This window comes from Kibdelosporangium philippinense, assembly GCF_021390435.2.
GTDB lineage: Bacteria > Actinomycetota > Actinomycetes > Mycobacteriales > Pseudonocardiaceae > Kibdelosporangium > Kibdelosporangium philippinense.
In genome coordinates this window covers 116,211-140,264 of the sequence record NZ_JAJVCN010000003.1, presented here as the reverse complement: position 1 = coordinate 140,264, position 24,054 = coordinate 116,211, and the positions used below count along the sequence as shown (strand labels likewise).

General features: G+C 65.6%; 24 protein-coding genes and 1 pseudogene. 15 read left to right on the top strand and 10 right to left on the bottom strand.

Translation table 11 applies throughout. From position 1 onward, the window contains the following. Positions 1 to 16: 16 nt before the first annotated feature. Together LWC34_RS32490 and LWC34_RS32485 are read left to right on the top strand one after the other, a co-directional pair. On the top strand, positions 17 to 646 hold the full coding sequence (locus tag LWC34_RS32490; RefSeq protein WP_233729103.1) for a DsbA family oxidoreductase: 630 nt from the start codon (positions 17 to 19) through the stop codon (positions 644 to 646). Between the two features lie 56 nt (positions 647 to 702). Then, positions 703 to 2,133 carry an aldehyde dehydrogenase family protein gene (locus LWC34_RS32485; RefSeq protein ID WP_233729102.1) on the top strand — a complete coding sequence of 477 codons (1,431 nt, stop codon included), beginning with the start codon at positions 703 to 705 and terminating at the stop codon, positions 2,131 to 2,133. Here the strand turns inward: LWC34_RS32485 and LWC34_RS32480 are convergent. Both LWC34_RS32480 and LWC34_RS32475 read right to left on the bottom strand, forming a co-directional pair. Next, the gene (locus tag LWC34_RS32480; protein WP_233729101.1) at positions 2,105 to 2,773 is read right to left on the bottom strand and encodes an MBL fold metallo-hydrolase; all 669 of its coding nucleotides are present in this window, start codon (positions 2,771 to 2,773) and stop codon (positions 2,105 to 2,107) included. The two genes, LWC34_RS32485 and LWC34_RS32480, sit on opposite strands and share 29 nt — an antisense overlap. Then, positions 2,770 to 3,459: a 2-phosphosulfolactate phosphatase gene (locus tag LWC34_RS32475; protein WP_233729100.1), complete on the bottom strand. Its 690-nt coding sequence runs from the start codon at positions 3,457 to 3,459 to the stop codon at positions 2,770 to 2,772. Before LWC34_RS32475 ends, LWC34_RS32480 begins: the two co-directional genes overlap by 4 nt. A 41-nt stretch (positions 3,460 to 3,500) precedes the next feature. On the opposite strand from LWC34_RS32475, the gene LWC34_RS32470 reads away from it, so the two are divergent. Together LWC34_RS32470 and LWC34_RS32465 are read left to right on the top strand one after the other, a co-directional pair. Beyond that, positions 3,501 to 3,968, top strand: a complete 468-nt coding sequence (locus LWC34_RS32470; RefSeq protein WP_233729099.1) for a ribose-5-phosphate isomerase — start codon at positions 3,501 to 3,503, stop codon at positions 3,966 to 3,968. Positions 3,969 to 3,980: 12 nt separating this feature from the next. Further along, positions 3,981 to 4,790, top strand: coding sequence for an Fpg/Nei family DNA glycosylase (locus tag LWC34_RS32465; protein ID WP_233729098.1), 810 nt, complete (start codon positions 3,981 to 3,983; stop codon positions 4,788 to 4,790). Here LWC34_RS32465 and LWC34_RS32455 read toward each other — a convergent pair. The 5 genes and pseudogenes from LWC34_RS32455 to LWC34_RS32435 all read right to left on the bottom strand — a co-directional run bounded on the left by LWC34_RS32455 (position 4,778) and on the right by LWC34_RS32435 (position 9,227). After that, a pseudogene (locus tag LWC34_RS32455) lies at positions 4,778 to 5,402 on the bottom strand (HAD family hydrolase). The gene LWC34_RS32465 and the pseudogene LWC34_RS32455 sit on opposite strands and share 13 nt — an antisense overlap. Positions 5,403 to 5,446: 44 nt before the next feature. Beyond that, on the bottom strand, positions 5,447 to 5,680 hold the full coding sequence (locus LWC34_RS32450) for a hypothetical protein (protein WP_233729097.1): 234 nt from the start codon (positions 5,678 to 5,680) through the stop codon (positions 5,447 to 5,449). Between the two features lie 226 nt (positions 5,681 to 5,906). Next, positions 5,907 to 6,737 (bottom strand): transposase family protein, encoded by an 831-nt coding sequence (locus LWC34_RS32445; RefSeq protein WP_233729096.1) that lies wholly within the window; start codon positions 6,735 to 6,737, stop codon positions 5,907 to 5,909. Between the two features lie 407 nt (positions 6,738 to 7,144). After that, positions 7,145 to 7,939: a hypothetical protein gene (locus tag LWC34_RS32440; RefSeq protein ID WP_233729095.1), complete on the bottom strand. Its 795-nt coding sequence runs from the start codon at positions 7,937 to 7,939 to the stop codon at positions 7,145 to 7,147. 73 nt (positions 7,940 to 8,012) lie between these two features. Then, entirely contained in the window at positions 8,013 to 9,227 is a 1,215-nt protein-coding gene (locus LWC34_RS32435; RefSeq protein ID WP_233729094.1) for a GNAT family N-acetyltransferase, read from the bottom strand. A gap of 117 nt (positions 9,228 to 9,344) precedes the next feature. Between LWC34_RS32435 and LWC34_RS32430 the strand changes: the two genes are divergently transcribed. Continuing rightward, entirely contained in the window at positions 9,345 to 9,878 is a 534-nt protein-coding gene (locus LWC34_RS32430; RefSeq protein ID WP_233729093.1) for a GNAT family N-acetyltransferase, read from the top strand. Positions 9,879 to 9,882: 4 nt separating this feature from the next. Here the strand turns inward: LWC34_RS32430 and LWC34_RS32425 are convergent, their stop codons facing one another. Together LWC34_RS32425 and LWC34_RS32420 are read right to left on the bottom strand one after the other, a co-directional pair. Beyond that, the gene (locus LWC34_RS32425) at positions 9,883 to 10,278 is read right to left on the bottom strand and encodes an acyl-CoA thioesterase (RefSeq protein WP_233729092.1); all 396 of its coding nucleotides are present in this window, start codon (positions 10,276 to 10,278) and stop codon (positions 9,883 to 9,885) included. A gap of 16 nt (positions 10,279 to 10,294) precedes the next feature. After that, the gene (locus LWC34_RS32420) at positions 10,295 to 11,179 is read right to left on the bottom strand and encodes a cyclase family protein (RefSeq protein WP_233729091.1); all 885 of its coding nucleotides are present in this window, start codon (positions 11,177 to 11,179) and stop codon (positions 10,295 to 10,297) included. Positions 11,180 to 11,197: 18 nt separating this feature from the next. Here LWC34_RS32420 and LWC34_RS32415 point away from each other — a divergent pair, with 18 nt between their 5' ends. The 8 genes from LWC34_RS32415 to LWC34_RS32380 all read left to right on the top strand — a co-directional run bounded on the left by LWC34_RS32415 (position 11,198) and on the right by LWC34_RS32380 (position 20,331). Next, positions 11,198 to 12,031, top strand: a complete 834-nt coding sequence (locus LWC34_RS32415) for a PP2C family protein-serine/threonine phosphatase (RefSeq protein ID WP_233729090.1) — start codon at positions 11,198 to 11,200, stop codon at positions 12,029 to 12,031. A gap of 711 nt (positions 12,032 to 12,742) precedes the next feature. Then, entirely contained in the window at positions 12,743 to 12,937 is a 195-nt protein-coding gene (locus LWC34_RS32410) for a hypothetical protein (protein WP_233729089.1), read from the top strand. Between the two features lie 308 nt (positions 12,938 to 13,245). Beyond that, positions 13,246 to 14,703 carry an IS1380 family transposase gene (locus tag LWC34_RS32405; protein WP_233722402.1) on the top strand — a complete coding sequence of 486 codons (1,458 nt, stop codon included), beginning with the start codon at positions 13,246 to 13,248 and terminating at the stop codon, positions 14,701 to 14,703. A 252-nt stretch (positions 14,704 to 14,955) separates the two neighbouring features. Beyond that, on the top strand, positions 14,956 to 15,447 hold the full coding sequence (locus LWC34_RS32400) for a winged helix-turn-helix domain-containing protein (protein ID WP_233724673.1): 492 nt from the start codon (positions 14,956 to 14,958) through the stop codon (positions 15,445 to 15,447). Further along, positions 15,426 to 16,031 (top strand): IS630 family transposase, encoded by a 606-nt coding sequence (locus LWC34_RS32395; protein WP_233724349.1) that lies wholly within the window; start codon positions 15,426 to 15,428, stop codon positions 16,029 to 16,031. Before LWC34_RS32400 ends, LWC34_RS32395 begins: the two co-directional genes overlap by 22 nt. A gap of 34 nt (positions 16,032 to 16,065) precedes the next feature. Further along, a complete protein-coding gene (locus tag LWC34_RS32390; protein WP_233729088.1) occupies positions 16,066 to 16,662 on the top strand; it encodes an MFS transporter in 597 nt (198 codons plus the stop codon). A gap of 16 nt (positions 16,663 to 16,678) precedes the next feature. Continuing rightward, on the top strand, positions 16,679 to 18,691 hold the full coding sequence (locus LWC34_RS32385; RefSeq protein WP_233729087.1) for a bifunctional copper resistance protein CopD/cytochrome c oxidase assembly protein: 2,013 nt from the start codon (positions 16,679 to 16,681) through the stop codon (positions 18,689 to 18,691). A gap of 62 nt (positions 18,692 to 18,753) precedes the next feature. After that, complete coding sequence (locus tag LWC34_RS32380) at positions 18,754 to 20,331, top strand: IS1182 family transposase (protein WP_233729086.1); 1,578 nt, start codon at positions 18,754 to 18,756, stop codon at positions 20,329 to 20,331. A 474-nt stretch (positions 20,332 to 20,805) separates the two neighbouring features. Here the strand turns inward: LWC34_RS32380 and LWC34_RS32375 are convergent, their stop codons facing one another. Continuing rightward, positions 20,806 to 22,122, bottom strand: coding sequence for an ISL3 family transposase (locus LWC34_RS32375; RefSeq protein WP_233724452.1), 1,317 nt, complete (start codon positions 22,120 to 22,122; stop codon positions 20,806 to 20,808). 310 nt (positions 22,123 to 22,432) lie between these two features. Between LWC34_RS32375 and LWC34_RS32370 the strand changes: the two genes are divergently transcribed. Together LWC34_RS32370 and LWC34_RS32365 are read left to right on the top strand one after the other, a co-directional pair. Next, positions 22,433 to 23,062 carry a DUF742 domain-containing protein gene (locus LWC34_RS32370; protein ID WP_233729085.1) on the top strand — a complete coding sequence of 210 codons (630 nt, stop codon included), beginning with the start codon at positions 22,433 to 22,435 and terminating at the stop codon, positions 23,060 to 23,062. 422 nt (positions 23,063 to 23,484) lie between these two features. After that, the gene (locus tag LWC34_RS32365; RefSeq protein WP_233729084.1) at positions 23,485 to 23,883 is read left to right on the top strand and encodes an SCO2097 family morphological protein; all 399 of its coding nucleotides are present in this window, start codon (positions 23,485 to 23,487) and stop codon (positions 23,881 to 23,883) included. The last annotated feature ends 171 nt before the right edge of the window (positions 23,884 to 24,054 follow it).

Sequence of the window (24,054 nt, the reverse complement as noted above, 5' to 3'; positions counted from 1 at the left end):
TCCGGTTGTGCAGAACATGAGCGCCCCAGCAGACACCCCTGCAGCCAAGACGAAGGTCGACTTCTACTTCGACCCGACGTGCCCGTTCGCCTGGATCTCCTCCCGCTGGATCCTCGAGGTGGAGAAGCAACGGGATCTCGACCTCAGGTTCCGCGTGATGAGCCTTGCCGTGCTGAACGACGGACGCGACCTGCCGCAGGAGTACCGCGAGTTCCTGGACAAGGCCTGGGGCCCGGTCCGGGTCGCCATCGCAGCGGCCCAGCTCAAGGGTGAAGAGGTGCTGCGCGACCTGTACACCGCGCTTGGCACCAGGATCCACAACCAGGGCAACAAGGACTACGACCAGGTCATTGTCGAGGCGCTGGAGGAGCTGGGCCTGCCAGCGGAGCTCGCGAAGGCGGCGCACAGCACCGACTACGACGAGGCGCTGCGCAAGAGCCACCACGAGGGCATGGACCCGGTCGGGATGGACGTCGGCACGCCCACGATCCACATCGACGGCGTCGCGTTCTTCGGCCCCGTGCTCACGAGCATCCCACGTGGCCAGCAGGCCCTCGACGTGTTCGACGGCGCCAAGCTGCTGGCCAGCTACCCGGACTTCTTCGAGCTCAAGCGCACCCGCACGGGTGAGCTGAAGTTCGACTGACGTTCTAAGGTCGGTGGTGTCCCTTCCGATACCACCGAACTTTCAAGGGAGTGCCAATGGCGGCCCCTGTCACAACCCGCACCGGTCACGTCATCGACGGCCAGCAGCTGGACGGCGGGGGAGAGACCATCGACGTGGTGAACCCCGCCACCGACGAGGTCATCGCGACCGTCCCGGCAGGCGCCGCCGCTGATGTGGACGCTGCGGTGCAAGCGGCTGGGAAAGCCTTTGTGACGTGGTCGCAGACCTCAGTCGCCGACCGAGTCGCGGTGATCCGGCGTATTGCTGCCGAACTGGGTACGCGGCGTGAAGAGGTGGCGGCGACCGTCACCGCTGAGATGGGTTCGCCGATCTCGTTCTCGCTCAACGTGCAGGCGTCGCTGCCGATCGCGGTGACCAACGGTGTGGCGGACCTGCTGGATGGCGAGTTCTCGTTCGCCGAGGAGATCGGCAACTCGCTGGTGTTGCGTGAGCCGATCGGTGTGGTCGGCTGCATCACGCCGTGGAACTACCCGCTGCACCAGATCGTCGCCAAGATCATTCCCGCGTTGGCCGCCGGGAACACTGTTGTCGTCAAGCCCAGTGAGATCAGCCCACTGACCGCTGGGTTGTTCATGGCGGTCCTTGAGTCCGCTGGTGCGCCCGCGGGCGTGGTGAATCTCGTACACGGTACGGGACCCGTTGTGGGAGAGGCGCTTTCGGCGCACCCGGGCGTGGACATGATTTCGTTCACCGGGTCGACCCGCGCGGGCAAGCTGGTCACGACCGCCGCCGCGGGAACGGTGAAGCGCGTGTCGCTTGAGCTGGGTGGCAAGTCCGCCAACGTGATCCTCGACGATGCCGACATGACCGCCGCGGTGAAGAAGGGCGTTGCCAACGCGTACATCAACGGCGGCCAGACGTGTACCGCGTGGACGCGCATGCTTGTGCCCGCGTCACGGCACGACGAGATCGTCGAGATGGTCGCCGCCGCGGCCGCGAAGTACACCGTCGGTGACCCGAACTCCGAGAGCACCCGCATTGGGCCGATGTCCTCGACCGCGCAACGTAACCGCGTGTTGGGCTACATCAACAAGGGCATTGACGAGGGCGCGACTGTGGCGTACGGCGGCGCGGACACCTCCGGCCTGCCGACGACCGGTGCGTACGTGCCGCCGACCGTGTTCGCGAACGTGCGGCCCGATATGACCATCGCGCAGGAGGAAATCTTCGGCCCGGTGCTCGCTGTGCTGCCATACGGCGACGAGGACGAGGCCGTCGAGATCGCGAACTCGACTATCTACGGCCTGTCGGGCTCGGTGTTCTCCGGCGACCCGGAGCGCGGCTTGGCTGTGGCCAAGCGGATGCGTACCGGTCAGGTCAGCATCAACGGCGGCTCGTTCAACCCGCTGGCGCCGTTCGGCGGCTACCGGCAATCCGGCAACGGCCGTGAACTCGGCAAATACGGCATCGAGGAATTCACGGAGTTGAAGTCCATCCAGCGATAAGGACTTCGCGCGCCCGCGCGACGAAGTCTTTGTCTGTTGGGGATCCGTGCCCGGGGACGACGACGTCAGGATTCAGTGCCAACAGGCGTTCCAGCGCCGCTGGCCACTGCGTGATGTCGCCGTCCCCGAAGGACTCTTCGATGAACGCCGGGTGCTCGACCAGGTCGCCCGCGAACACCGTCGCGGTGTCCGGAACCTCGATCACGGTGTCGCAGAACGAATGCCCAGGCCCGAAGTGGTGTAGCACGACCGTGCGGCCACCGAGATCGATCTCAGCGCGTTCGGCGAAGGTCTTCGTCGGCGCGACCAGTTCGGACTCCTCGACGGCCGTGGCCATCTCCGGCTTGCCTTCGTCCCGGTATCGCCGAGCCCAGACGGCTTGTTCTTCCTGGTCGAACCGGAAGTTTTCGTGCGCCCACACGTCACACGGCAGGAAGGCGCTCGTGCCGTAGCAATGGTCGAAATGGTTGTGCGTGTACACGACCTGCCACGGCTTCGCGGTGATCTTCCTGATCTGGCGCCTGAGTTCCTCGCCGTGCACGGGCGTGTCGATCACCAGGCACGTGTCGTCGCCGATCACCAGACCGGTGGTGAGATCGAGCTCCTCGTGCCGGAAGGCATGGACACCGGCGGCGATCACTGGAAGACGCCGTTGACCAAGGTCGGTGTGGCCTTGCTGACATTCACCTGGCCCGCGAGCGCGATGTCCTCGGACAGTCCCTTCTCACCCAGTTCGAGACCAGAGCCACACCCGCCCAGCAATTCCGCCAAGTACGGCTCGGCCGTGCGATACGACGTCGCCGCGAACGCAGCCTCGGGCGATGCCGGGCTGTAGCCCTCCGCCAGTAACGCGGACACGATCGCGCCCGCGCCAAGGTAGTCCTCCATCGCCACCCGCATCGCGCCGGACTTCTGACGCTCGTAGAAGTTCACGCCCCACTGCTCACCTGCTGGGATCACGCCGATCGGGCCACGGTCAGCCAAATCGATCGCCCTGTCGGCGACCGCGGCGGCATTGCGTAGGCACCCGGCCATCACGCGGGTCCGCTGCGCGGCGAATTCACTGAGCCTGCCGCCGTTCGGCGAGGTGAACGTGAGCTCGGTGCCCGCTTGGACGGACTTGAGTTCACTTGGACGTTTCAACCCGGTCGATTGCTCGTCCGGAGCCTTGACCACGACGCGGGCCCCCTGGCTGACGGCCAGATCGACCGAGGTGGTGAAACTCAACACGTCCACGATGATGAGGACCGTGCAGTGCGGGGCAAGCGCCTCGACGCCCGCCATGCCCCATTCCATCCGTACGCCGAAGCCGTCCTGAGTGAACATGCGGCAAGCCTGCCAGTCGCGTCCATGGCACACTTCGGCGCGTGCGTGTGTATCTCGGAAGTGACCATGCCGGTTACGAGCTGAAGACATATCTGGTCGACCACCTCAAGCAAGCCGGTCACGAGGTGATCGACGTCGGGCCGCACGTCTACGACGCGCAGGACGACTATCCGCCCTTCTGCATCGAGGCGGCCCGGCGTGTGGTGGCGGACGAAGGCTCGCTCGGCATCGTCATCGGCGGCTCAGGCAACGGCGAGCAGATCGCGGCGAACAAAGTCGAAGGCTGCCGCGCCGCGCTGGCCTACAACGTGGAAACGGCGCAACTGGCGCGTCAGCACAACAACGCCCAGGTCGTCGGAGTCGGGGCGCGGATGCACTCGCAGGAAGAGGCGGCGACGATCGTCGACGCGTTCCTGGCGACCGAGTTCGAAGGCGGCAGGCACCAGCGCCGGATCGACCTGATCTCGGACTACGAGCGCACCGGCAACCCGCCCGCATTGCCGGAGTAGACTTTCTGGCAAATGCCTGAAGGTCATACGCTGCACCGGCATGCCCGGATGCACCACCGTCGCTACGCCGGACATCCGGTCGCGGTTTCCAGCCCGCAGGGCCGGTTCGCCGCCCAAGCGTCCATTCTGGACGGCCGGAAGCTCGTGCGCGCGGAGGCGCATGGCAAGCACCTGTTCCACGTGTACGGCCCTGACGCGATCGTGCACATCCACCTTGGCCTGCTCGGGATCTTCGACGAGCACAAACTGCCGTTGCTCGACCCGGTCGGCCAGGTCCGGATGCGCGTCGTGGGCCGTACACATTGGACAGACCTACGTGGCCCGAACGCCTGCGAACTGTGGACAGAAGACCAGGTGCTGGCGTTGCGGGCCCGGCTGGGTCCCGATCCGCTGCGCCGTGACGCCGACCCGGACAAGGCCTTTCACCGGATCTCCCGCTCCAAGGTCCCGTTGGCAGCGTTGCTGATGGACCAGGCGGTGATCTCCGGGGTCGGGAACGTCTACCGTGCGGAAATCCTGTTCCGGCACGGTGTTCCGCCGATGCTGCCGGGCAAAGAGGTGGACCCGATCCTGTTCAAGGAGATGTGGGTCGACCTGGTCGCGCTGATGAACCACGGGGTGAAGGCCGGGCAGATCGACACGGTCCGGCCTGAGCACATGCCCGAGGTGATGGGCCGCGAACCTCGCAAGGACGCACACGGCGGCGAGGTTTACGTGTACCGGCGAGCCGGTTTGCCGTGCTACGTCTGCGGAACCGAGGTCCTGAAGGCGGACCTCGCCGGTCGCAACCTCTTCTGGTGCCCGGCCTGTCAGCCTGAGTAATCGGCTGTGCTGACCTGCGTGAGCGATCCACGGAAGAGCCGGATGGGCCCGGTGGGCACGGGAACGTCGCTTGGCACGACGATCACCCGACGGAATCCCGCGACCTCGGCCGACGTGACCCCATCCGGGGAGTCCTCGATGGCCACGCAGTCAGCGGGATCGACACCAAGCCGTTCAGCGGCGAGCAGGTAGGGCCGCGGGTGTGGCTTGGTCTGATCGCCGACGTCGTCGCCACACCACCGTGTCCCAATAGTCACGGCCGATCTGGTTGAGCACGATCGACACCAGACCTTGCCTGGTGGTGGTGACCAGTCCGAGCGCTATACCGGCCGAGTGCAGCTGTTCGATCAGCTCAAGCGCACCGGGTAACGTCTCCAGCTTTTCCGTCAGCAGCTTCGCGGTGTAATCGGTGAACCAGCTGAACGCATCGTCGATTTCGGCCGTCGTCACGAGCGGGTTTCGGTCAGTCAGCGCACGGCGGATTATTTGATAGTCGCTCACCCCGACCGCCTGCTCGCAGCTGGGCATCGTGATGGTGCCGCCGAGATGGGCCGCAAGGGCGGTACGTGCCTCGTGCCCCTGTCGCTCGGTGCTGACGATTGTTCCGTCCATGTCAAAGAAAACTGCAGCGGGTTGCGGCAAGGCGCTGACTCCAGTCAGAGATCGGAGAGGGCGGGGGACGGAATGAAGCGTGGCGACGTGAACGGCATGGCGAGAATCGCGTCGATGTTGTCGGCGACTTTCTCAAAAGCGTTGTTGTAGTAGTGCGCCACTTTCGACGCCTGTACCTGCAATGGGTAAGGCGCGCGGCCGATCACGATCGAGCTGTCAAGGACGTGGTGGGTAACCGCGTAATCCTCCGCGCGATAGGGCATGAGTGGTTCGTCCACCGCGCCGGGGGACCAGGGGAATGGGGCCGCCGCGCCGGAATACCGGGTTTCTTGGTTGCGGGTGCGTCAGCCAATAGCCGACGTGCACGCCTTCGTCCTGATATCGAGATTGGGTCGATCCAGCACCGGATGCAGGTATGACACCGAGGCTGATGAGCGCGTGCCGTCTTCACGTCACGCATATCAATGCGGACAATCGCCATCAGTGAGGTGATCTCAGCGACTTTCACGCGATCTTGCCGTGTTCGAAATGCGTGAGGACAAGGGCGGCTTTGACGATGTCGCCGATCTTGCTGGGGTTGGCGGTGAGATGCCGCAGGCTGCGCCAGCGTTCGGTGAGCAGGGCGAAACCACGTTCGCCCAGACACCGTAGGCCACGCAGCAGAGCGTTGCGTGTGCGGGTGTCCACGTCGAGGACCTGGCCATCGGCAGGCTGTTTGACCGGGGTGTGCACGCCGATGCCGGCACCGTCGTAGCCGCCATCGGCCAGCGTCGGCAGATCAAGGTGCGAGGCGGCCCAGTACAGCGCACCCAGCACATGCTCGCGCGCCACGGTCAAGTCATGGAGTGAACCGGGCTCGACATCCGAGACCCACCACGGAAAACCGTCCGGCGCGCACAGCGCTTGGATGTTGCCGCCGTGCTCGCGGGCTTTGCCGGAGTACCACAGGTCGATCGGCTCGCCTTTCACGCTCAACGTTTTCTCGCTACAGCGATCGGCGGAGAAGACCTTTCCATCGAGGATCACGTAGGCCGTGCCCTCATCCTTGGCCCGCTGCAGGGCCTCATGCAGGTCCGGCGCCTGCTCGGCGAGCACGATGACGACCTCATCCAAGTAGCGGTAGCCGGTGGCGCGGGAGATGCCGTGATCGCGAGCCAGGGCGGGGACGTCGGTGTTCTGCCGGAACCAGCGCAGGCCCAGCACCGCGTGGCGAAAGCAGGTCAACGCCCTGCTGTTCTTGCGGGTGCCGCGTCGGCGGCGTTCGGCGTGCAGCAGCCGGCTGAGGTAGAGGGCCAGTTCACGCGGGACATCGAGCATGGCACGATACGCAATCACGGGGAGCCTTCTGGTCCGGACTTGATCTTCGCAATCCAGTTCTACCAAGGGCTCCCCGCCCATCTTTCCCCGGGTCTCACCACTCCCCAGCACATCGACCAGCGCTCGTCCGAGCAGCTTCGCGGCTCAACAAACGAACCAGAATCTTGGTGAGATTACCTCAGTGCGTCAGAATCAGCATTCTAAGCAGGTACGTCTGCCCGGTCTGAACTCTGTATTCAGAGTTTAGAATGTAGAGCGCAGTGTTCAAAGTTCAGCCATGCCTGGGCGTCGTCCGCTGCCTCGCTGCCCCGTGTCCACACCCATGCCTTCAGCCTGAACTCTGTATTCAGAGTGCAGCATGCAAAGTTCACCCAATGCCACGGCGGGCGGCCCGAACCGGCCGCTGTCACCTGTCTGGCTACTGATCAGAAATCGCCGAAATCGCCGCCGCCGAAGTCACCCCAGCCGCCGCCATCGCCGCCACCCCAGTCGCCGCCCATATCGCCGCCGCCCATGTCACCGCCCATGTCACCGCCAGCGTCGCCACCCGTGTCAGCCATGGCGTCAGCCTGACCGGCGTCATAACCGGATTCCCAAGCCGCAGCGTCCGGAATGCCGACCATGCCGGAGAACATGGCGTCGAACAACAAGAACGTACCGACGCCCCAAGCGCCAGCGATGAGCGCGGGCTTCCACCACGGCTCGCTGTACCAACCCTGAGGCACCGGACGGCCCGCGACGCGACCACCGGGGTAGTAGTACGGCGTGCCGGAACCCGGCCGCGCCGACGCCGCGTACTCATGACCCTCGACGTTCACCCGACGGTCATCGGTCACGCGACCCGCATCGATCTGCTCGCGGTCCTCGGGCAGCGCAGGGCCGGGGTCCAAGCCCATCGCCTCGCGCGCCGCGCGCACGTAGTACAGACCCTCGAGCGCGGTCTTGGTCACGAGCCTCGCCTGCTCGACCGTCCGCACCTGGTCCATCTGCGACCCGGCCGCGGTGTAGCGCTCGGACGCGTCGGCGAGCGCCTGCTTGGACGCCTCGTCGGTCCCGGTCAGCGCCATCACCTGACCCCCGAGCCGCTCGACCCAGCGTCGCGCGTCGGCCTTGGCGTTCTCCAACTCGTTACGCCGAGCTGTCGCGCGTTTGTTGGCCGCCATGAAGATCAGTCCGGCCACAACCACAATCACTACAACCAGCACGATGCCAGTGGTCACGGCGCCTCCATTCGAAAGTCCTCAAATTGGACAACGCCGGAAGCCACCTCGCCAGTTCCCGCCGCCCTGTGGGTCAGAACACCTCCGGGCAATACGGTTGCTGGTCGCCGAGAAACGCCCGGGCCGCCGGAATGAGAGTTCCGGGCCTGAGTTCACGGACCCTGCCGACCGCGGCCAAGGTGCTCAACTGGACGCCGCCGAGAAACACCGAACCCAGGTCGGCTGTGTCCACGAGCAGGTCCGCGTCCGCGTCGGTCCGCTCGACCGTCGCGGCGCCTGCCGAGTCGACGACCAACCGCCACCTGCCTTGATTCCACGGGCAAAGCTCGTCGGTCACCTCGAACACCGTGTCCAGTGGCGCGGAGTACCTGCGCTGGACCAGCGCGCGATCCACGTCGACGATTCGGACCCACAACGAGTCTTTCTGCTTACGCACGACCTGGTACGGATCCTTCAGCAGATGGACCAAGGGATCGTCCTGCGGAATCGGCGCCTCGACCTCGGCGACAAGATCGAAATCGAGCAGGAAACGCCAGATCGCTGCCGTGCCGACCGGAGTCGACGCTGCCAGTTCCAAGACGTTCAGGTCGCTGATCGGACCGCGATCGCCCCATTTCCGTTTCGTCCGGAAAATCACGTACCCGTCCGGGTGAATCGCGAATATCAGCTGTGAGGCACCGTCGCGGAACGTCGGCGTGTCCCACAGGTAGTGGGTCCAGCCGCGCTCGTTGCGCGAAAGCCAACCGGTCCGTTGCGGTGCGACCCGGTCGTACAGCTCGGTCACGAACGGCATCGCCTCGTCACGTGACACGACGCGGACACGGTCCTTGCCGACGTCCACGCCAGGCCGGAACGCGGCGCCTTTCGGCGTGTGCGCCCGCAGGTAGTGCGACGCCAACCCGTACCCGAAGCGGCTGTAGATCCCGCCCTCGGACGCCCAGAGCGCAGCGACGGGCTCACGGCTCTGTTCGTGCAGACCGTGCAGTTGCGCGTGCATCAACTTCGTCATCACGCCACGCCTGCGGTGCCCAGGTTTCACTGCGACGGTGGTGACCGCCGCGAACGGCCGCGGCCCCGCGCCTGGGAACGTCATGTCGAGGGTGAGGACGGCCGCTGTGCCGATCAGCTCGTCGCCGTCGTGCACCAGGTGCAGCCGGTCGGGCTCCCATTCCGTGCGGTACCACTCGTCGTCCTTGTCCGCGATTTCCTCGAGGAACGCGGCGCGGATCATGTGCAGTACGTCGTTGAAGTCAGCATCGGTCGCGAGGCGGATCGTCGGCTCTGACACGCCAGTCTTCTTATTCGAACTGGCGAAACATTGCCACTGAGTTTCCGGTGGACGTATGGTGTGCGCACTTTGCGGCGAACTGGGCGAACGACTTGACTTGAGACTGGGTAGGGATCCATGCGCCTGGACACCCTGACTCTGGTGCGTGAAGCACGGACCGAGGACGTGGCGAGCATCGGTGAGGTGCACGCCGAGGCGTGGCGTGTCGCGTATCGCGACCTGTTCGAATCGAAGTTCCTGGCCGCGCAGGTGGAAGTCCGCCGGGGCCAATGGGCGGACCTGCTCAGCGATCCGGACTCGCCCGGAACCGTGCTCGTTGCCGAGCGCGGCCACAGGGTGATGGCGTTCAGCCATTTCGGGCCGGCGGAGGAAGGCGACGGCAAAGGCGAGATCTTCGCGTGTTACGCCAGACCGGCCGCGTGGGGGGCGGGTGTGGCGTCCACATTGCTGGCTCGTGTCCAGGAAACCCTTGCTGATCAACGGCATCGCGACATCAGGGCGTGGACACTGTCCGGTGCGAATCGCGCGCGGCACTTCTACCGCAAGGAAGGCTTCCGCGACTCCGGCCGCCGCCGGGAATGGGACTACGGCGACGGCAGACCGGTGCTGGAACTGGAGTACGTCCGCAGCATCCGGCACCTGCGGCACTGAGAACTTATTCCATTGTGGACAAAGCGGTGCGGACGTAGTCCGGAATCGGCTTCTTGGAATTCGCGGACGGATCGATGAACACGTGCCGAACCTCGCCCTCGGTGATGACCTGGCCGTCGACCCGGAAGACCGGACGGGTGATCACGCTCGTCGTCCCCAGATGGTGGATCGGAATCTCGATATCGACATTGTCGTCGAACCGGGCGCTACGCACGTACCGCAGGCGCGACTCGGCGACCATCATGTCGTCGCCCTTCTCGACCATGTCCTGATACCTGCAGACATGCGCGCGCCACAGCTCGGTCAACGCGACGTCGTAATAGAACATGTAGTGCCCGACGAACATCACGCCCTGCTGGTCGCACTCGCTGTAGCGAACCCTGATCCGATGAACGAACATGCCACATTGTTACGTATCAGGTCAGCGCGTAGGCGCGGACAGAGAAAGTGCCCATGCCCTTGATGGCCAGCGGAGCGGCGTGGAACCGGAAACCGTGTGGCGGCAGCGCGTCCAGGTTGTTCATGTGCTCGACAATCGGAATGCCCGCACGCAGCAAAACAGTGTGTGCTGGCCGGGTCCCATCGCCGGTGTCGTCCACGTTCATCGAATCGATTCCCACCACCGCGGGCCGTTGTTCGACGAGCCACTCAGCGGCATCCTTGGTAATGAACGGATGCTGCCCGTTGGTGTACGTCTCGGTGCTCCAATGCCGATCCCAACCGGTGTTGATGAGAACAGCCTTGCCGGTGACTTGGTAAGCCAGCAGCAGTTTCCGGTCGATCACGCGTTCGCCCGTGCGCACGGTGATCCCTTCGACGTCGACAAGACGTTCGATGTCAAGCCCGGAAAGGTCGGCGCCGTCCCGAAAACGATGCGCAGGACTGTCCACATAGGTGCCGGTATTGCTGACCATGCTGATCTTCCCGATCTGGAACTCGGTGCCAGCGCCATAATTCCGATGTGAGTCCGCAAAGGACAACCAGTCGCTGATCTCCGGGCCGGGAAGACCGGTGTGCGTGGTCATGCCGTGCTCGATGACATGACTCAAGTCGAACACCCGCCGCTTGGCCGCGGAAACCTCGACACCCCGGGATCCCTTGTGCGGCTCCTGAATGAAGGCCTTGTTGGCGATGGTGACGTCGCCGACCATCAACAACCCGAGATGCCGGACGAACAGCTCGGCCAGCGCGGCGTCATCGATGTCCGCGCCAGGGATGTCCAGCCGGAACTCCTGAGCCTGCAAAGCCCCGCCGTTGCTGAAGGTCACATTCGCGTCGAACTGCACCCGCCACTCGCTCATGACCAATATTCTCATCCGATGCACACCGCCTGTGTCGAATGCGGCGGAGTCGTCGCACCAGACGGCCATTGCTGGGAATGCGGAGCGGTCCAACCCCGCTACCGCGCACACATCGAGCTCGCAGTGAAAAGTGGCGCGGCCGCCGTAACAGACCGCGGCCTGCGCAGAGGCATCAACGCCGACGCCATGGCCCTCCTCGACGCGGACCCATGGACCATCGGCGTCGTCTGCGACGGAGTCTCAATGTCACCCCGCCCAGAGCGAGCCGCCCAAGTCGCCGCCGCAACAGCATCACAAGTCCTGGCAACAGAACTCGAAGCCAACACCCTCCCCGAAGCCGCACTGGAAAAAGCGGCAGCACGCGCATCCCAAGCCGTATCCGCCTTAGGCACACCGGAATCAGCACCCGCATGCACGTACATCGCAGGAATAGCAGGAGAATCCGGAATCTGGACCAGTTGGATCGGCGACAGTCGCGCCTACTGGATCCCAGCCGAAGGCCCCGCGATCCTGCTGACCGAGGACGACACAGGAGACCTCGACGCCCTATCCAATTGGCTTGGCGCCGACGCCCCCGCATCCACGCCGCACATTCGCAGCCTCCACCCAACCACCCCAGGAACATTCGTGCTGTGCACAGACGGCCTCTGGCGCTACCTACCCGACGCGGAGTCCATCCGACACCAGATCGCCGACAGTCCAGAGCAAACCGTGCAGGCCCTCGTCCAACACGCACTGGACTGCGGCGGCCACGACAACATCACGGCAATGGTCATCCCATGGCCAGGACGACGAAGCGCGAAAGAGAAAGGTGCGCGTACCCAGGCCATGGGACAGACCGCAAAGGCCTGACCAGCGGGGAAGAGGTGGAGCGGGTGACGGGAATCGAACCCGCATGACCAGCTTGGAAGATCGGGCCGTGATCTTGGCACCGACCAGGCAAACCCTTGACCTGCGGGTTCCCGGGCGATCGGTGCCCTGAAGGACCGTGATTGACCGCTGTTGACCGCCATATGGGGCACGCGAGGGGCACGACTCGCCGCGTGCTCCGCTGGCCTGTCCTGGCGTAGACCTGCGTCAGCTCGTGGTGCGTCCAGAGGACGGCCTGACCGGGTCCAGGCTGCCGATTGCTCCTCATGGTGCCTCTTCCGTCACGGGCGCGATCAAGGTGATTCGGTCAGTCCCTGCCCGACCCCTTCCCCTCGCCCTTGCCGCCCGTTAGCACCGAGACACCGGTGTCAAGGGTGGGCGCTTGCGTCCATTGCGCAGCAACGCCGTAGGCGCCCTTGATGCCGGTGTCCCGGTGCTAAACGATTAGAAATGAGGGATCTCTAGTGCTCAGCCGATCCAATTGCTTCGGCTGCATGCTCGGCTCACCAACGCGGCGGCATACCGTGACCTACGCATTACGAGCTGCCCCAGACACCCATTCAGGACAGTCCGAAATCGTCAGTCCAAGGTCAGAGGGGGTGCGTAATCTGGCCTGAACGACCCCTGAACGAAGCCGAACTGCAACCCAAACTGCAGCCCTTCTGTGGCCCTGACAGGCGCACACTCGCGTCTATGACCAATGAGGACCGTGACCATAAGCCTCTCAGCGAACTCGCAGCTCAGAGCCGTGGAATCACTCAGCGGTTGGAAGAGTTCCCTCTCGACGAGCCGATCGTTGAGACCGACATGCCATCCGAACGGGTCAGACTTCACAGGCAACAGGACGAGATCGAAAAGGAACGTAAGCGCCTAGACGATCAAGGCTGACGTCGCGCTTGGCATACAAGCCACAACACGGTTGGCCGATGGCTCAATGCGCGCCGCCACTGGCTTCGCCAACCTACGCGGCGGCGCGGGCCTGTCCGGGCGACCGACCGGGTGTAGCGAAGCGGGAGCCCGGTCGTGTCGCGATGGACGGCACCCGCGCCGCGTGCGGTACGCGCGTCGCCAGCGGCGGCGCTCCTTGATCCTCTAGCCCTGAGTATTCATGGCGATCTTGATTCGGGCGCCGTGTCGGAACAGGGAAAAGTGCTCCTGAGCTGGGAAGATGAGGTTGCTAATGCCTGTTCTTACCCATGAAGCTCTGGAGCACTTTCGACGTGGATGTTACTGGGTGGTCGCGGGATCTGGCGGTAGAAGTCGGTGGGCGTGGCGTGGTCAGTCATGCCGGGACCGCGGCGGTGCGGTTGCTGGCCGACCGCACCGGGTTGACGGAAGGCTTGTCGCGGGCGATGGCGCGGCGTGGGTTCATGCCGGTGCATGACCGTGGCCGGGTGTTCGCCGACACCGCGGTGTTGATCGCTGACGGCGGGCGGGTCCTGTCGGATCTGGCTGTCCTGCGCGATCAGGCCGAACTGTTCGGGCCGGTCGCCTCAGATCCGACGTTGTGGCGCACGTTGGACGCGGTCGGTCAGGTGCAGCGCAACAAGATCGCCCGTGTGCGTGCCCGGATCCGCGAGCATGTGTGGTCGTTGATCGAGCGACGGCACGGCCGGATTCCGCCGTCGCGGGTGGCCGACCGTGATCTGGGCACGACCGTGGTGGTCCGGTTGGATGGTTCGCTGGTGATCGCGCACTCGGACAAACAACTCGCCGCGGGAACCTACAAGGGCAGCTTCGGTCATCATCCGCTGCTGGCCATGTGTGACAACACCGGCGAATCGCTGGCCCTGTTGCTGCGCACAGGAAGCGCCGGATCCAACACGACAGCTGATCACCTCGAGGTCCTCGACGCCGCGATCGCCCAGATCCCGGCGAAACATCGAAGGAACCTTCTAGTCACCGTGGACGGCGCGGGCGCCTCCCACGGTCTCATCAAGTACATCACCGCGCTGAACGCCAAGCCAGGCAGGCAGGCGCACTACAGCGTCGGCTGGGAACTCGGTGCGCGGGAACGAGCCGCGATCGGCCGTGTCCCCGCGAAGGCATGGCAGGCAGTGCTCGATCACCACGGCGATCCTCGGCCGCTGGACAAAGCCGGCGTGGTGGAACTGACCGCGCTACTACGTCACCACCCCGACGGGGACCAACTGGAGAACTGGCCGGCCGATCTGCGGATCATCTGTCGTCGTGAGAAACCCCACCCCGGCGCACAGTTGTCCCTGTTCGAAGAAGCCGACGGCTGGCGCTACCAACTGGTGGCCACCAACACCCCGGGCAGCGGTTCGGGCGCCACCGTCCAGTTCCTGGAAGCCCGTCACCGCCCGCACGCCCGAGTCGAGGACCACGTCCGCTGCGGCAAGCAAACCGGCCTCGGTCACCTGCCCTCCACCAAGATCGAGATCAACCGGGCCTGGTGTCTGGCCGCCACCATCGCCATCGACCTGCTCGCCTGGCTGCGCCTGCTCTGCCTTGAGGGCACCCTCGCCAAAGCCGAACCCAAAACCCTGCGCTACCGGCTACTGCACACCGCCGCCCGCATCGTCCGCGGCCAACGCAAACGCAAGATCAAAATCCCGGAAACCTGGCCCTGGGCCGACCCTCTCGCCGCCTGCCTCCGGGCAGCGCTGGCCCTGCCACCACCAACTCGATGACCCCTGTCCCTGCCCCTCGACCTGAAAGGCCCGCCCCCCAACCCGGCGCCCAGCCAACACCGGCGGCCGGGCTCGAACCCTGACCATCACCACACAGCAACCAACTCAAGATCAACATCCGAACCGGCACAGGCGGACACGTCACCCACGTGAATGATCAAGGCTACAGATCATGAAAGGCCAGGGTTGATCTTGTCCTTGGGCGGCGTGTCCTCCCGGATCCTGATCGATTCATGATCTACGCAGGGATGGATGAGGTACGCGGATGGAGGTGGCCTTTCCGAGCGGGGCAGGGCCACACGCGAAGCTGTCCGGTTGCAGGCGGCCCAATGGTTCGCCCAGGACGTGCCGGCCGCCGAGATCGCCCGCAGACTGCGGGTATCCACCAACGCGGTCTATACCTGGCGGCGTCGATGGCGTGCCGAGGGTGAGGCAGGGCTGGCGTCGAAGGGACCGGGCGGATCGTCCTGCCGGCTGGACCAGCCACGACTGGACAGGCTGGCCCAGGCTGTGGAACAAGGCCCAGCCGTGCATGGGTTCGGCGAGGATCAGCGCTGGACCCTGGCTCGGGTCGCCGATCTGATCGCCCGGCTGTTTCACACCCGCTACACGCTGCACGGGGTGTCGTATCTGCTGCACCGCATGGGGTTCTCGCCACAAGTACCCGCCCACCGCGCGATCGAGCGCGACGAGCAGGCGATCGCCACCTGGCGGCGGGAGGTATGGCCGGCGGGAAAACGGTAGCGGCGCAGCAAGGTGCTTGGCTGTGTTTCGAGGACGAGGCCGGGCAAACGCTGCGCCCGCCGAAAGCCCGCACCTGGGGCCGCCGGGGCCAGACACCACAGATCCCGGTGTCGGGCAAGGGTTCGGGCCGGGTATCGGTCGCCGGGCTGGTATGCGTCCGGCCCGGGCACCGGCCCCGGTTGATCTACCGTGTCCGGACCCACCGCGGCCGCAAGGGGGAACGGCGCAGCTTCGCCGAAACCGACTACGCCGCCCTGCTGGACGCCGCACACCAGCAGCTCGGCGCCCCGATCGTGTTGATCTGGGACAACCTCAACACGCACACCAGTCACGCGATGCGCAAACTGGTCGCGGCCCGCGACTGGCTACACGTGATCCAACTCCCGCCCTACGCCCCGGACCTCAACCCGACCGAGCACGTGTGGTCCCACGTCAAACGCAACCTCGGAAACCTCATCGTGCACGGCATCGACCAGCTCACCGCCATCGTGAAGAACCGACTCAAACGCATCCAGTACCGACCCGGGCTGATCGACGCGTTCTTCGCCCACACCAGACTGAACCTCGAACCACAACCGCCGTAATCCTGGCCTTTCAAGATCTGTAATCAAGCGCCCAGTGCTGTGGCTGCTCGGTTTCATCGCGTTGTGCTCGTCGGTCGCCGAGGGCGCGAGCGTCGACTGGTCAGCGTTCTTCGGCGTGCACGAGCGCGGGATAGGCGAAGCACAAGCAGCATTGATCTACGCCGGGTTCTCCATATCCATGGCCATCGCGCGCCTGCTCGGCGAGCGCACCGAGACCCGTTGGGGTTCGCAGCGCATGCTGATCGGCGGCTCGACCATTGGCGCACTCGGGTTGTTCATCGCCGTGCTCGTACCCGTACCGGCGTTCACGTACATCGGTTTTGCGTTGGCCGGTATGGGCCTGGCGTACGGATTCCCAGTCGCATTGGAACTCGCGAGCGCGGTCGGGCGACGAGCTGACGGCGGCGGTGGCGAACGCGAGCTCGGATTTGTGACGACCATCGCATACAGCGGTTTCCTGCTCGGCCCGCCCATGATCGGCGGGATCGCCTCAGTCACATCCCTGCCCGTAGCGCTGGGCGTGGCCGCGGTCATCGCGTGGGCCATGGCGCCGCTGACTCTGCTGGCGAACCGTGCACGGCGACGGGAACAGCAAACCCGTCAACAGGCCGTCGAGACCGCCACCGCGTGACCACTACTCTCAGCTTGTGACCTCCACCGACTCTCCACCGCAGGCGACCGGTACGAAGCGAGCGCGTGCTCGTGTCGGACCGTTGCTAGCGGTCGGCGGTGTCCTCGCGGTGCTCGTTGCGGCGGCGCTGTTCGCGCTCGTCAGCGACCGTTATCTGGCAGGTGTTCCCAACCCTGGCGCGTTCACCGCGTACGGCATGATCACGCTGCGTGTGGTGGCCGAGATCAGTGCCGTGCTCGTGATCGGTTCACTGCTGTTCGCCGCGTTCATGGCCCCGCCACAGCAGTCCGGTGTGCTCGCGCCCGACGGTTACGCGGCCGTGCGTATGGCCGGGTGGGCGTCGGTCATCTGGTGCGTCAGCGCGCTGCTGTCCATTCCGTTCACGACCGCTGATACGTTCGGCCGTCCGGTGTCGCAGCTGTTCGACATCCAGACGCTTGTCGACCTGGCGGGCGCCGCGGAGCTGACGAACACATGGCTCGTCACAGCGGCGATCGCGTTCCTCGTCGCGGTCGGCACACGGCTTGTGCTGACGTGGGGCTGGGCCACGGTTCTGTTCTTCGTCTCGGTCGGAGGTCTGCTCCCGCTGGGCGTCAGCGGCCACTCATCCAGCGGTGGACAGCACGACCTGGCGACCAACAGCCTGCTGCTGCACCTGATCGCCGCCGCGCTGTGGGTTGGCGGGCTGGTCGCGCTGCTGGCCCACGGCAGGCGCAAGGGCGAACACCTCGGGCTGGCCGCGAGCCGATTCTCCAAGGTCGCACTGGCGTGCTGGATCGTGATGGCCGCGTCTGGCGTGATCAACGCGCTGGTGCGGCTGCCGGTGGCCGACCTGTTCAGCACCAACTACGGCCTGCTCGTCGTCGCCAAGATCGTCGCGCTGCTCGCGCTCGGGGTGTTCGGGTACTTCCAGCGCGAACGCGGTGTCGCGACCGCTGTCGCTACGGGTTCCGGACGCGCGCTGGTGAAGCTGGCCGCGTTCGAAGTGCTGGTCATGATGATGACTATCGGCATCGCGGCGGCGCTGGCCCGAACCCCGCCACCGCAGCAGGCCGTCACCCAGCCGAACAACGTCGAACTGCGCATCGGATACACCTTGGATGGTGCGCCGACGTTCCTGAAAGCGTTGGTGGACTGGCGTTTCGACCTGATCTACGGCACGGCGGCGATCGCGCTCGCGGTGCTCTACCTGCTCGGTGTGCGACGGCTGAAGGCCCGCGGCGACGCCTGGCCGGTCGGCCGCACGGTCGCCTGGCTCTGCGGCTGCGCGACGATCCTGCTGGCGACATCGTCCGGGATCGGCCGGTACTCACCGTCGATGTTCAGCATTCACATGATCAGCCACATGATGCTGAACATGCTCGCGCCGATCCTCTTGGTCCTCGGCGGAGCGGTCACGCTGGCACTGCGCGCGCTGCCAACCGCGGGCAAGGACAATCCGCCTGGGCCCCGTGAATGGCTGGTGGCGCTCGTGCATTCGCCGCTGGCGCGCCTGCTGACGCATCCCGTCGTGGCGCTGGTGTTGTTCGTCGGCTCCTATTACATGCTGTATTTCTCGGGCCTGTTCGACAGCGCGCTGGATCTGCATTGGGCGCACTTGGCGATGAACGCGCACTTCGTGATCACCGGCTACATCTTCTATTGGCCGGTGATCGGTATCGACCCAGCGCCACGTCGCCTGCCGCCGGTCGGGCGCCTGGCGATGGTCTTCGCGTCGCTGCCGTTCCACGCGTTCTTCGGCGTGATCCTGATGAGCATGCAGCAGATCATCGGCGACCGGTTCTATCGTTCGCTGGCGCTGCCTTGGGCCAGTGACCTGCTGTCCGACCAGCGCCTGGGTGGCGGTATCGCCTGGGCGGCCGGTGAGTTGCCGCTGATCGTCGTGCTGGTCGCGCTGCTGGTCCAATGGGCCCGCCAGGACGAGAAAGAAGCCCGCCGCCGCGACCGCAAGGCGGACGCCGACGGAGAAGCGGAACTGGCTGCCTACAACGCGATGCTCGACAAGATGAACGGCGGAAAGCGCGGCTAGGAGGCCGCTGAATAATCGGCGTGTCGCCCCAGGATGTGGGTTTGAGCTGGGAGAATCGTTTCATGCAGGGTGTGGAGCGTGGTGATCGGGAGCTGCTGGACGCGGAGGCGCTGGTCGGTCATCTGGTCCCGGCGGGGAGCATGTTCGCGTTCCTGGCCGGGCATCGCCGGAATCTGTTCCCCGATGGAGAGTTCGAGGATCTGTTCCCCTCGGGCAAGGGACGGCCCTCGATCCCGGCGTCGGTGATGGCCTCCATCCTGGTGTTGCAGACCCTGCATGATCTCTCGGATCGGGAGACCGCTGAGGCGGCCCGGTGTGACCTGCGGTGGAAGGTCGCGACCGGGATGGCATTGGACGACAAGGGATTCGACCCCTCGACGCTGGTGTACTGGCGCAAACGACTGGCCACCTCGGGGCGGCCGCATCGGATCAACGACGCGGTGCGCACGGTCGTCGAGGAGACCGGGATCCTGCGTGGCCGCCGCAAGCGGGCGGTGGATTCCACGATCCTGGCCGACGCGGTCGCCACCCAGGACACCATCACCCAGCTGATCTCGGCGATCCGGCGGGTGGATCGGCAGGTGCCCGGCGCGGCGGGGCAGATCGCGAAGGTGTGTACCGGCCATGACTACAGTCGGCCGGACAAGCCGAGGATCGACTGGGACGACCCGGCCGCCAGGGACGCGCTGGTCTCCGCGCTGGTCAACGATGCGAACGCGCTGGTGGCGGCGCTGGCCGATACCGAACTGGAAGGCGACGCGGAGTTCGCGTTGGCGTTGCTGGCGTTGGTCGCCGGTCAGGATGTCGAGCCCGCCGAGGGCAGTGACGGCACTGATGGGCGGTGGCGGATCGCCCGCAAGGTCGCCCCGGACCGGGTGGTGTCCACAGTGGATCCGGATGCGCGGCATACCCGCAAGTCCCCGGAGAACCGGCGGGACGGGTATCGGGCGCACGTGGCGGCCGAGCCCGAGACCGGGATCGTCACCGACGAGAAGGTGACCACGGCCGCCGGCACGGAGAACTCCGACCCCGCTGTGGCCGAGGAGTTCCTCGACGCCGAGGACGGCAAGCGCGCGTGGTACGGCGATTCCGCCTATGGCACAGGGGATCTACGCGGTGGGATCGACGATGCCGGGCATGAGGCGGTGATCAAGCCCAAGCCGCTGCGGGCTCCGGTCGAGGGCGACTTCACCGTGGACGACTTCACCGTGGACGACTTCACCGTGGACGAGCAAGCGGGCACGGTCACCTGCCCCAACGACATCACCCGCCCGATCAGCCGGACCCGGGTCGCCACCTTTGGCGCTCTCTGTCGTGCCTGCTCACTGCGTGCACAGTGCACCACGTCCAAGACCGGCCGTAAAATCGTTCTGCACCCACGAGATGACCTGCTGCGCCAAGCCCGACGCGACTGGGCGGACAAGCCCGAACTGCGCGAGAGCTACAGGACGTTCCGCCCCAACGTGGAACGGGTCATCTCCCAGATCGCCAGCCGCGGTGGCCGACGTCTCAAACTCCGATATCTAGGCACCGGCAAGAACAACGCCTGGCTCAAACGCCGCACCGCAGCCTTGAACCTCCGCAACCTCATCGGTCGCGGCCTGACCCATACGGCGGGCGCTTGGACCCTGGCTACCTGAGGGAAACCACGGCCCAACCCCCAGTCTTGGGGATTGTGAACCTCGTCGAGCAACCGCCCTGGGCTCCCTGAACGCCCAGCATCACCCATGAATCAGCAAGGCCCAGGTCCTCGCCTGCCATCACTCGGTGACAACCAACCCGCAAACCACCCTAATTCAGCGGCCTCCTAGCCAGATTTTCCTCTGGGCAGCACTGGCCAAAGGCGCCCCCGGTACAGGCACCTTCGTCCGGCACGCCCAGCGAAAACCTGGATCCGCCGAATAAACCCAGCAACGCTCCGAGACACACCACTAGCTGCCCCGACCGTTAAACCGAGCGACAACTCGATCTGGCGGCTCGGTCAAGGCCGTCGCCGCCGGTCGGCGAGCTTCTGCCACTGGCCGTCTGGCCGCAGAGGCGGCACCCCATGGTCGCGTAACCGGTTCCGGGCGAACTCGTGCCTATCTGACCCGGACTTTCGTGGCTCTTCGAAGTTATGCGGGGTTGAGGCATCCTCGGCCTTTGCGGGTGGTGGCGCAGCGGGTGCGCAGACGTTGACTGACCGGGTTACGGAAGCCGTAGGCGTCGCGGGCGACGGTTTTGATGACCCGGTTGGTGCCCTCGGATCCTGCATTGGTGATGCCGGTGTCGAGGAAGGCGAGGATTTCGGGCCACCAGGCCGAGACCGTGCTGGCCAGTCGCTCCAGTTCGGGCAGGCCGGCTGTGGCGCACCGCTCGTAGAACCGCGACAGCCGGGGCCAGATCACGGCCCGGTCCGGGTGGGTGCGCGCCAGGTCGAGCAGGTCGAGCAGGTCTTCCTTGGCGTTCCACGCGGTCAGGATCGGTGTGCCGATCCCCGTCGGGAGTGCCCGCAGGTCGTCGATCATCGGGTCGAGGTGTTTCTCGTGTATCCGGGCGGCCGAGCGGGTCAGCCGGTTGCGCAGTTCCCACTCCCGGTTGCCTTTGCGGCCTCGCCGGCCCCGCACCTGCAGGGTGACCCGGCGACGGACCTCGGTGAGGGCCTGGTTGGCCAACTGCACGAGATGGAAGTGGTCCACGACCAGCCTGGCCTGTGGTAACACGGCGCGGACCGCGGCGGCGAAGACGGTGCACATGTCGATCGCCACGACCCGGATGCCCTGGCGCCAGGCCTGGTCCCACTGGGTGATCCAGTCCCGCACGGCCACGCTGGTGCGGCCCTCGACCTGCCCGAGCAGGCCCTGCCCGCCCGCGAGGTCCACGAACCCGACATGCCACCGATCCACTGTGACCTCCCAGCACTGCTGGTCGTCGTTCCAGGTCCACTGCGGACGGCCCCGGCGGATCTCGTCGATCCCCAGCACCGCCACCGGGTCTGGCCTGTCCGGCAGCACCGCGGCGGCGTGGGCGGTGAACGCGGCCGACACCACCGGCCAGGACAAGCCGTGATCCCGAGCGGACTGCACGATCGTGCGCCCACCATCGGCCACCGCCGCACCGGCCGCCCGCCGCAACCGACCGGTCACCCGGGCCCGCGCCGGAACCTGCTCGACCGCCTCGGTGAACGTCTTCCTGCCGCAGTCCTGCTGGTCACAGTGCCAGCGACGTTTGCGCCACCGCAGATCGACCTGTCTGCCAACCACCGGCAGATCCCTCGGCTGTGTGGTCACCCACTCCTTGATCCTGGTCGCTGTCACGCCGCATCCCGGGCAAGCACGGGCCTGCTCGTCTGCGGTGACCAGATGGACCACCGGCCCACCGTGTGCTGCTTCATCGACCCGAACGACAACCAGGCCGGCCAGGCCCAGCAGACGGGTCGTATCGTTAACCATGCCCGTGGCTCTTCTGTCGTGATCTTCCTGCGTAGACAACAGAAATGATCACGCACAGAGCCACGGGCCCTCACACTGGGCAGAAACCTCACGACCCAGTCAAACCCCGGCCAAGTTCGAAGAGCCACTTTCGTCTGATACATACCCGTCTGGCGCATGTGGTACACCATCGTATTTATCACCCGGATGGCGGAGTTCGGGATTTCAGTAACTGGGATAAAACGACCGCGAAACAGCGCCGTTACCCCTGGCGTTCCCATTCTGGCTAACGTTTTGGCCTTCTCTTCAGATGGAACATTGGGAATCCGGCATGGGGGACGTGACACACGTGGCTGGATCTGATCGGCGAAAGAACGAGGTCGGGCGCACTGGGGCGCGCTTTGGCCACGTGCCTGCCGTTGGCGGGCACGCTGAGGAGGAGTGGGGTGAGCCCGCCGTGCCCACGGCGAAGCCAGGGACAGGCCCGGCAGGTGCGCGTTTCCAGCGGGCTGACGCACCGCCGCCGCCACCGTTGCCAACGCTGCCACCTGCGGATATCCCGCAACAACAGGGTGGCTGGCTGCCCGAACCCGAGCCTGAGTGGACCGAGGTCGACCGGACCCGCTCGATCGTCCGGCCGTACGCGTGGACCGGTGGACGTACCGAAACGGCGTATGACCTGCCGATTGAGGCGTTGATCTCGACAAATCGCACAACGCTCGCGCGAATTGGTTCAACAATGACCCATGACCATCGTTCGGTCGCGGATCTTTGCTTGTCGGCGCGTTCGGTCGCGGAGGTCGCCGCGTTGTTGTCGTTACCGCTTGGAGTCGCCCGTGTCGTTTTGGGTGATATGGCGTCGGCCAGCATGGTGGTCGTTCACCGGCCCAAGTCGGCGAACGGCGAGCGGCCCGATCTGAGCTTGATGGAAAGAGTCCTCACGGGACTCAGAAATCTCTGAACGCAACAATTCCGGCTAAACCCGGTGCGGTGCCGCGCGCCCAAGTGCGGCCAAGCGTCCCTGGTCCGACACGCCCAACCGCGTGCCGCGACTCACTTGAGGAAATTGACAGGTTCACCCGAGCGATGGCGACCGGCCACCCGCTGGACACAGACTGTCACCGAACGTCATCGTCGCTGGACACGGCGGCTTTGGCGTCCCCGAACGCCCCGCTGACTCCGCCGATTGCGTGTCCTTGTCCGGCGGGCATCCTCGTCTGTGTCGCGATGTGTTGGCAAGACCCTGCGGGAGAGTGCAGGATCGGGTAGTCGAGCAGGCGCGGGGCTCGTATCCTTGAGGTGACGCCCCAGGGATGGGGCGCCCGCCGGGTACGGCGGCCGCAATCGCCCGGCGCCCGTGAGAGCTGTGCCGGAGGAGGAAAGATGCCACTCTCCGAGCACGAGCAGCGACTGCTCGATCAGATCGAGCGCGCGCTCTATGCCGAAGACCCCAAGTTCGCTTCCACTGTGCGCGGTGCGCGCCTGAGGCGTCCGTCGCGCAGGCGGCGGGTCCAGGGCGTAGCGCTGTTCGTGGTTGGCGTCGCCCTGTTGGTACTGGGTGTCGTCGTGCAAGAGTTCTGGTTTGGAGGATTTCCAGCCGTCAGCCTGCTCGGCTTCCTAGTCATGTTCTTCGGCGCGCTAATCACGTTGACCGCCATCCGGCGGGGCAACGATGGCGCAGCTGCTCAGGCCGAGGGCGACGGTAAGAGTCGCCCCGCAGGCCGGAGCTCGTTCTCACAACGAATGGAGGAGCGCTTCCGCAAGCGCTTCGAGCAAGACTGACCCCACGGCGTCCCGAGGGCCACCGCGCGGCGGAAACACGCCTGCAGGTGGCCCTTACGCATGCGCTGAGGGGCATTGCAGCGGGCACTCGACTGGGCAGAAACCGGCATGGATGGGTTCTGCGGCCAGCCGGAGCGCGGCCCTCGGCCCTCGGCCCCCGGGTATCCAGCG

What these genes read in the sequence shown, in the direction of transcription:
- LWC34_RS32490 (WP_233729103.1), top strand. Translation starts at nt 17, where the DNA reads ATGAGCGCCCCAGCAGACACCCCTGCAGCCAAGACGAAGGTCGACTTC.
- LWC34_RS32485 (WP_233729102.1), top strand. Translation starts at nt 703, where the DNA reads ATGGCGGCCCCTGTCACAACCCGCACCGGTCACGTCATCGACGGCCAG.
- LWC34_RS32475 (WP_233729100.1), bottom strand. Translation starts at nt 3,459, where the DNA reads ATGTTCACTCAGGACGGCTTCGGCGTACGGATGGAATGGGGCATGGCG.
- LWC34_RS32465 (WP_233729098.1), top strand. Translation starts at nt 3,981, where the DNA reads ATGCCTGAAGGTCATACGCTGCACCGGCATGCCCGGATGCACCACCGT.
- LWC34_RS32430 (WP_233729093.1), top strand. Translation starts at nt 9,345, where the DNA reads ATGCGCCTGGACACCCTGACTCTGGTGCGTGAAGCACGGACCGAGGAC.
- LWC34_RS32425 (WP_233729092.1), bottom strand. Translation starts at nt 10,278, where the DNA reads ATGTTCGTTCATCGGATCAGGGTTCGCTACAGCGAGTGCGACCAGCAG.
- LWC34_RS32420 (WP_233729091.1), bottom strand. Translation starts at nt 11,179, where the DNA reads ATGAGCGAGTGGCGGGTGCAGTTCGACGCGAATGTGACCTTCAGCAAC.
- LWC34_RS32415 (WP_233729090.1), top strand. Translation starts at nt 11,198, where the DNA reads ATGCACACCGCCTGTGTCGAATGCGGCGGAGTCGTCGCACCAGACGGC.
- LWC34_RS32410 (WP_233729089.1), top strand. Translation starts at nt 12,743, where the DNA reads ATGACCAATGAGGACCGTGACCATAAGCCTCTCAGCGAACTCGCAGCT.
- LWC34_RS32405 (WP_233722402.1), top strand. Translation starts at nt 13,246, where the DNA reads ATGAAGCTCTGGAGCACTTTCGACGTGGATGTTACTGGGTGGTCGCGG.
- LWC34_RS32400 (WP_233724673.1), top strand. Translation starts at nt 14,956, where the DNA reads ATGAGGTACGCGGATGGAGGTGGCCTTTCCGAGCGGGGCAGGGCCACA.
- LWC34_RS32395 (WP_233724349.1), top strand. Translation starts at nt 15,426, where the DNA reads ATGGCCGGCGGGAAAACGGTAGCGGCGCAGCAAGGTGCTTGGCTGTGT.
- LWC34_RS32380 (WP_233729086.1), top strand. Translation starts at nt 18,754, where the DNA reads ATGCAGGGTGTGGAGCGTGGTGATCGGGAGCTGCTGGACGCGGAGGCG.
- LWC34_RS32375 (WP_233724452.1), bottom strand. Translation starts at nt 22,122, where the DNA reads ATGGTTAACGATACGACCCGTCTGCTGGGCCTGGCCGGCCTGGTTGTC.
- LWC34_RS32370 (WP_233729085.1), top strand. Translation starts at nt 22,433, where the DNA reads ATGGGGGACGTGACACACGTGGCTGGATCTGATCGGCGAAAGAACGAG.
- LWC34_RS32365 (WP_233729084.1), top strand. Translation starts at nt 23,485, where the DNA reads ATGCCACTCTCCGAGCACGAGCAGCGACTGCTCGATCAGATCGAGCGC.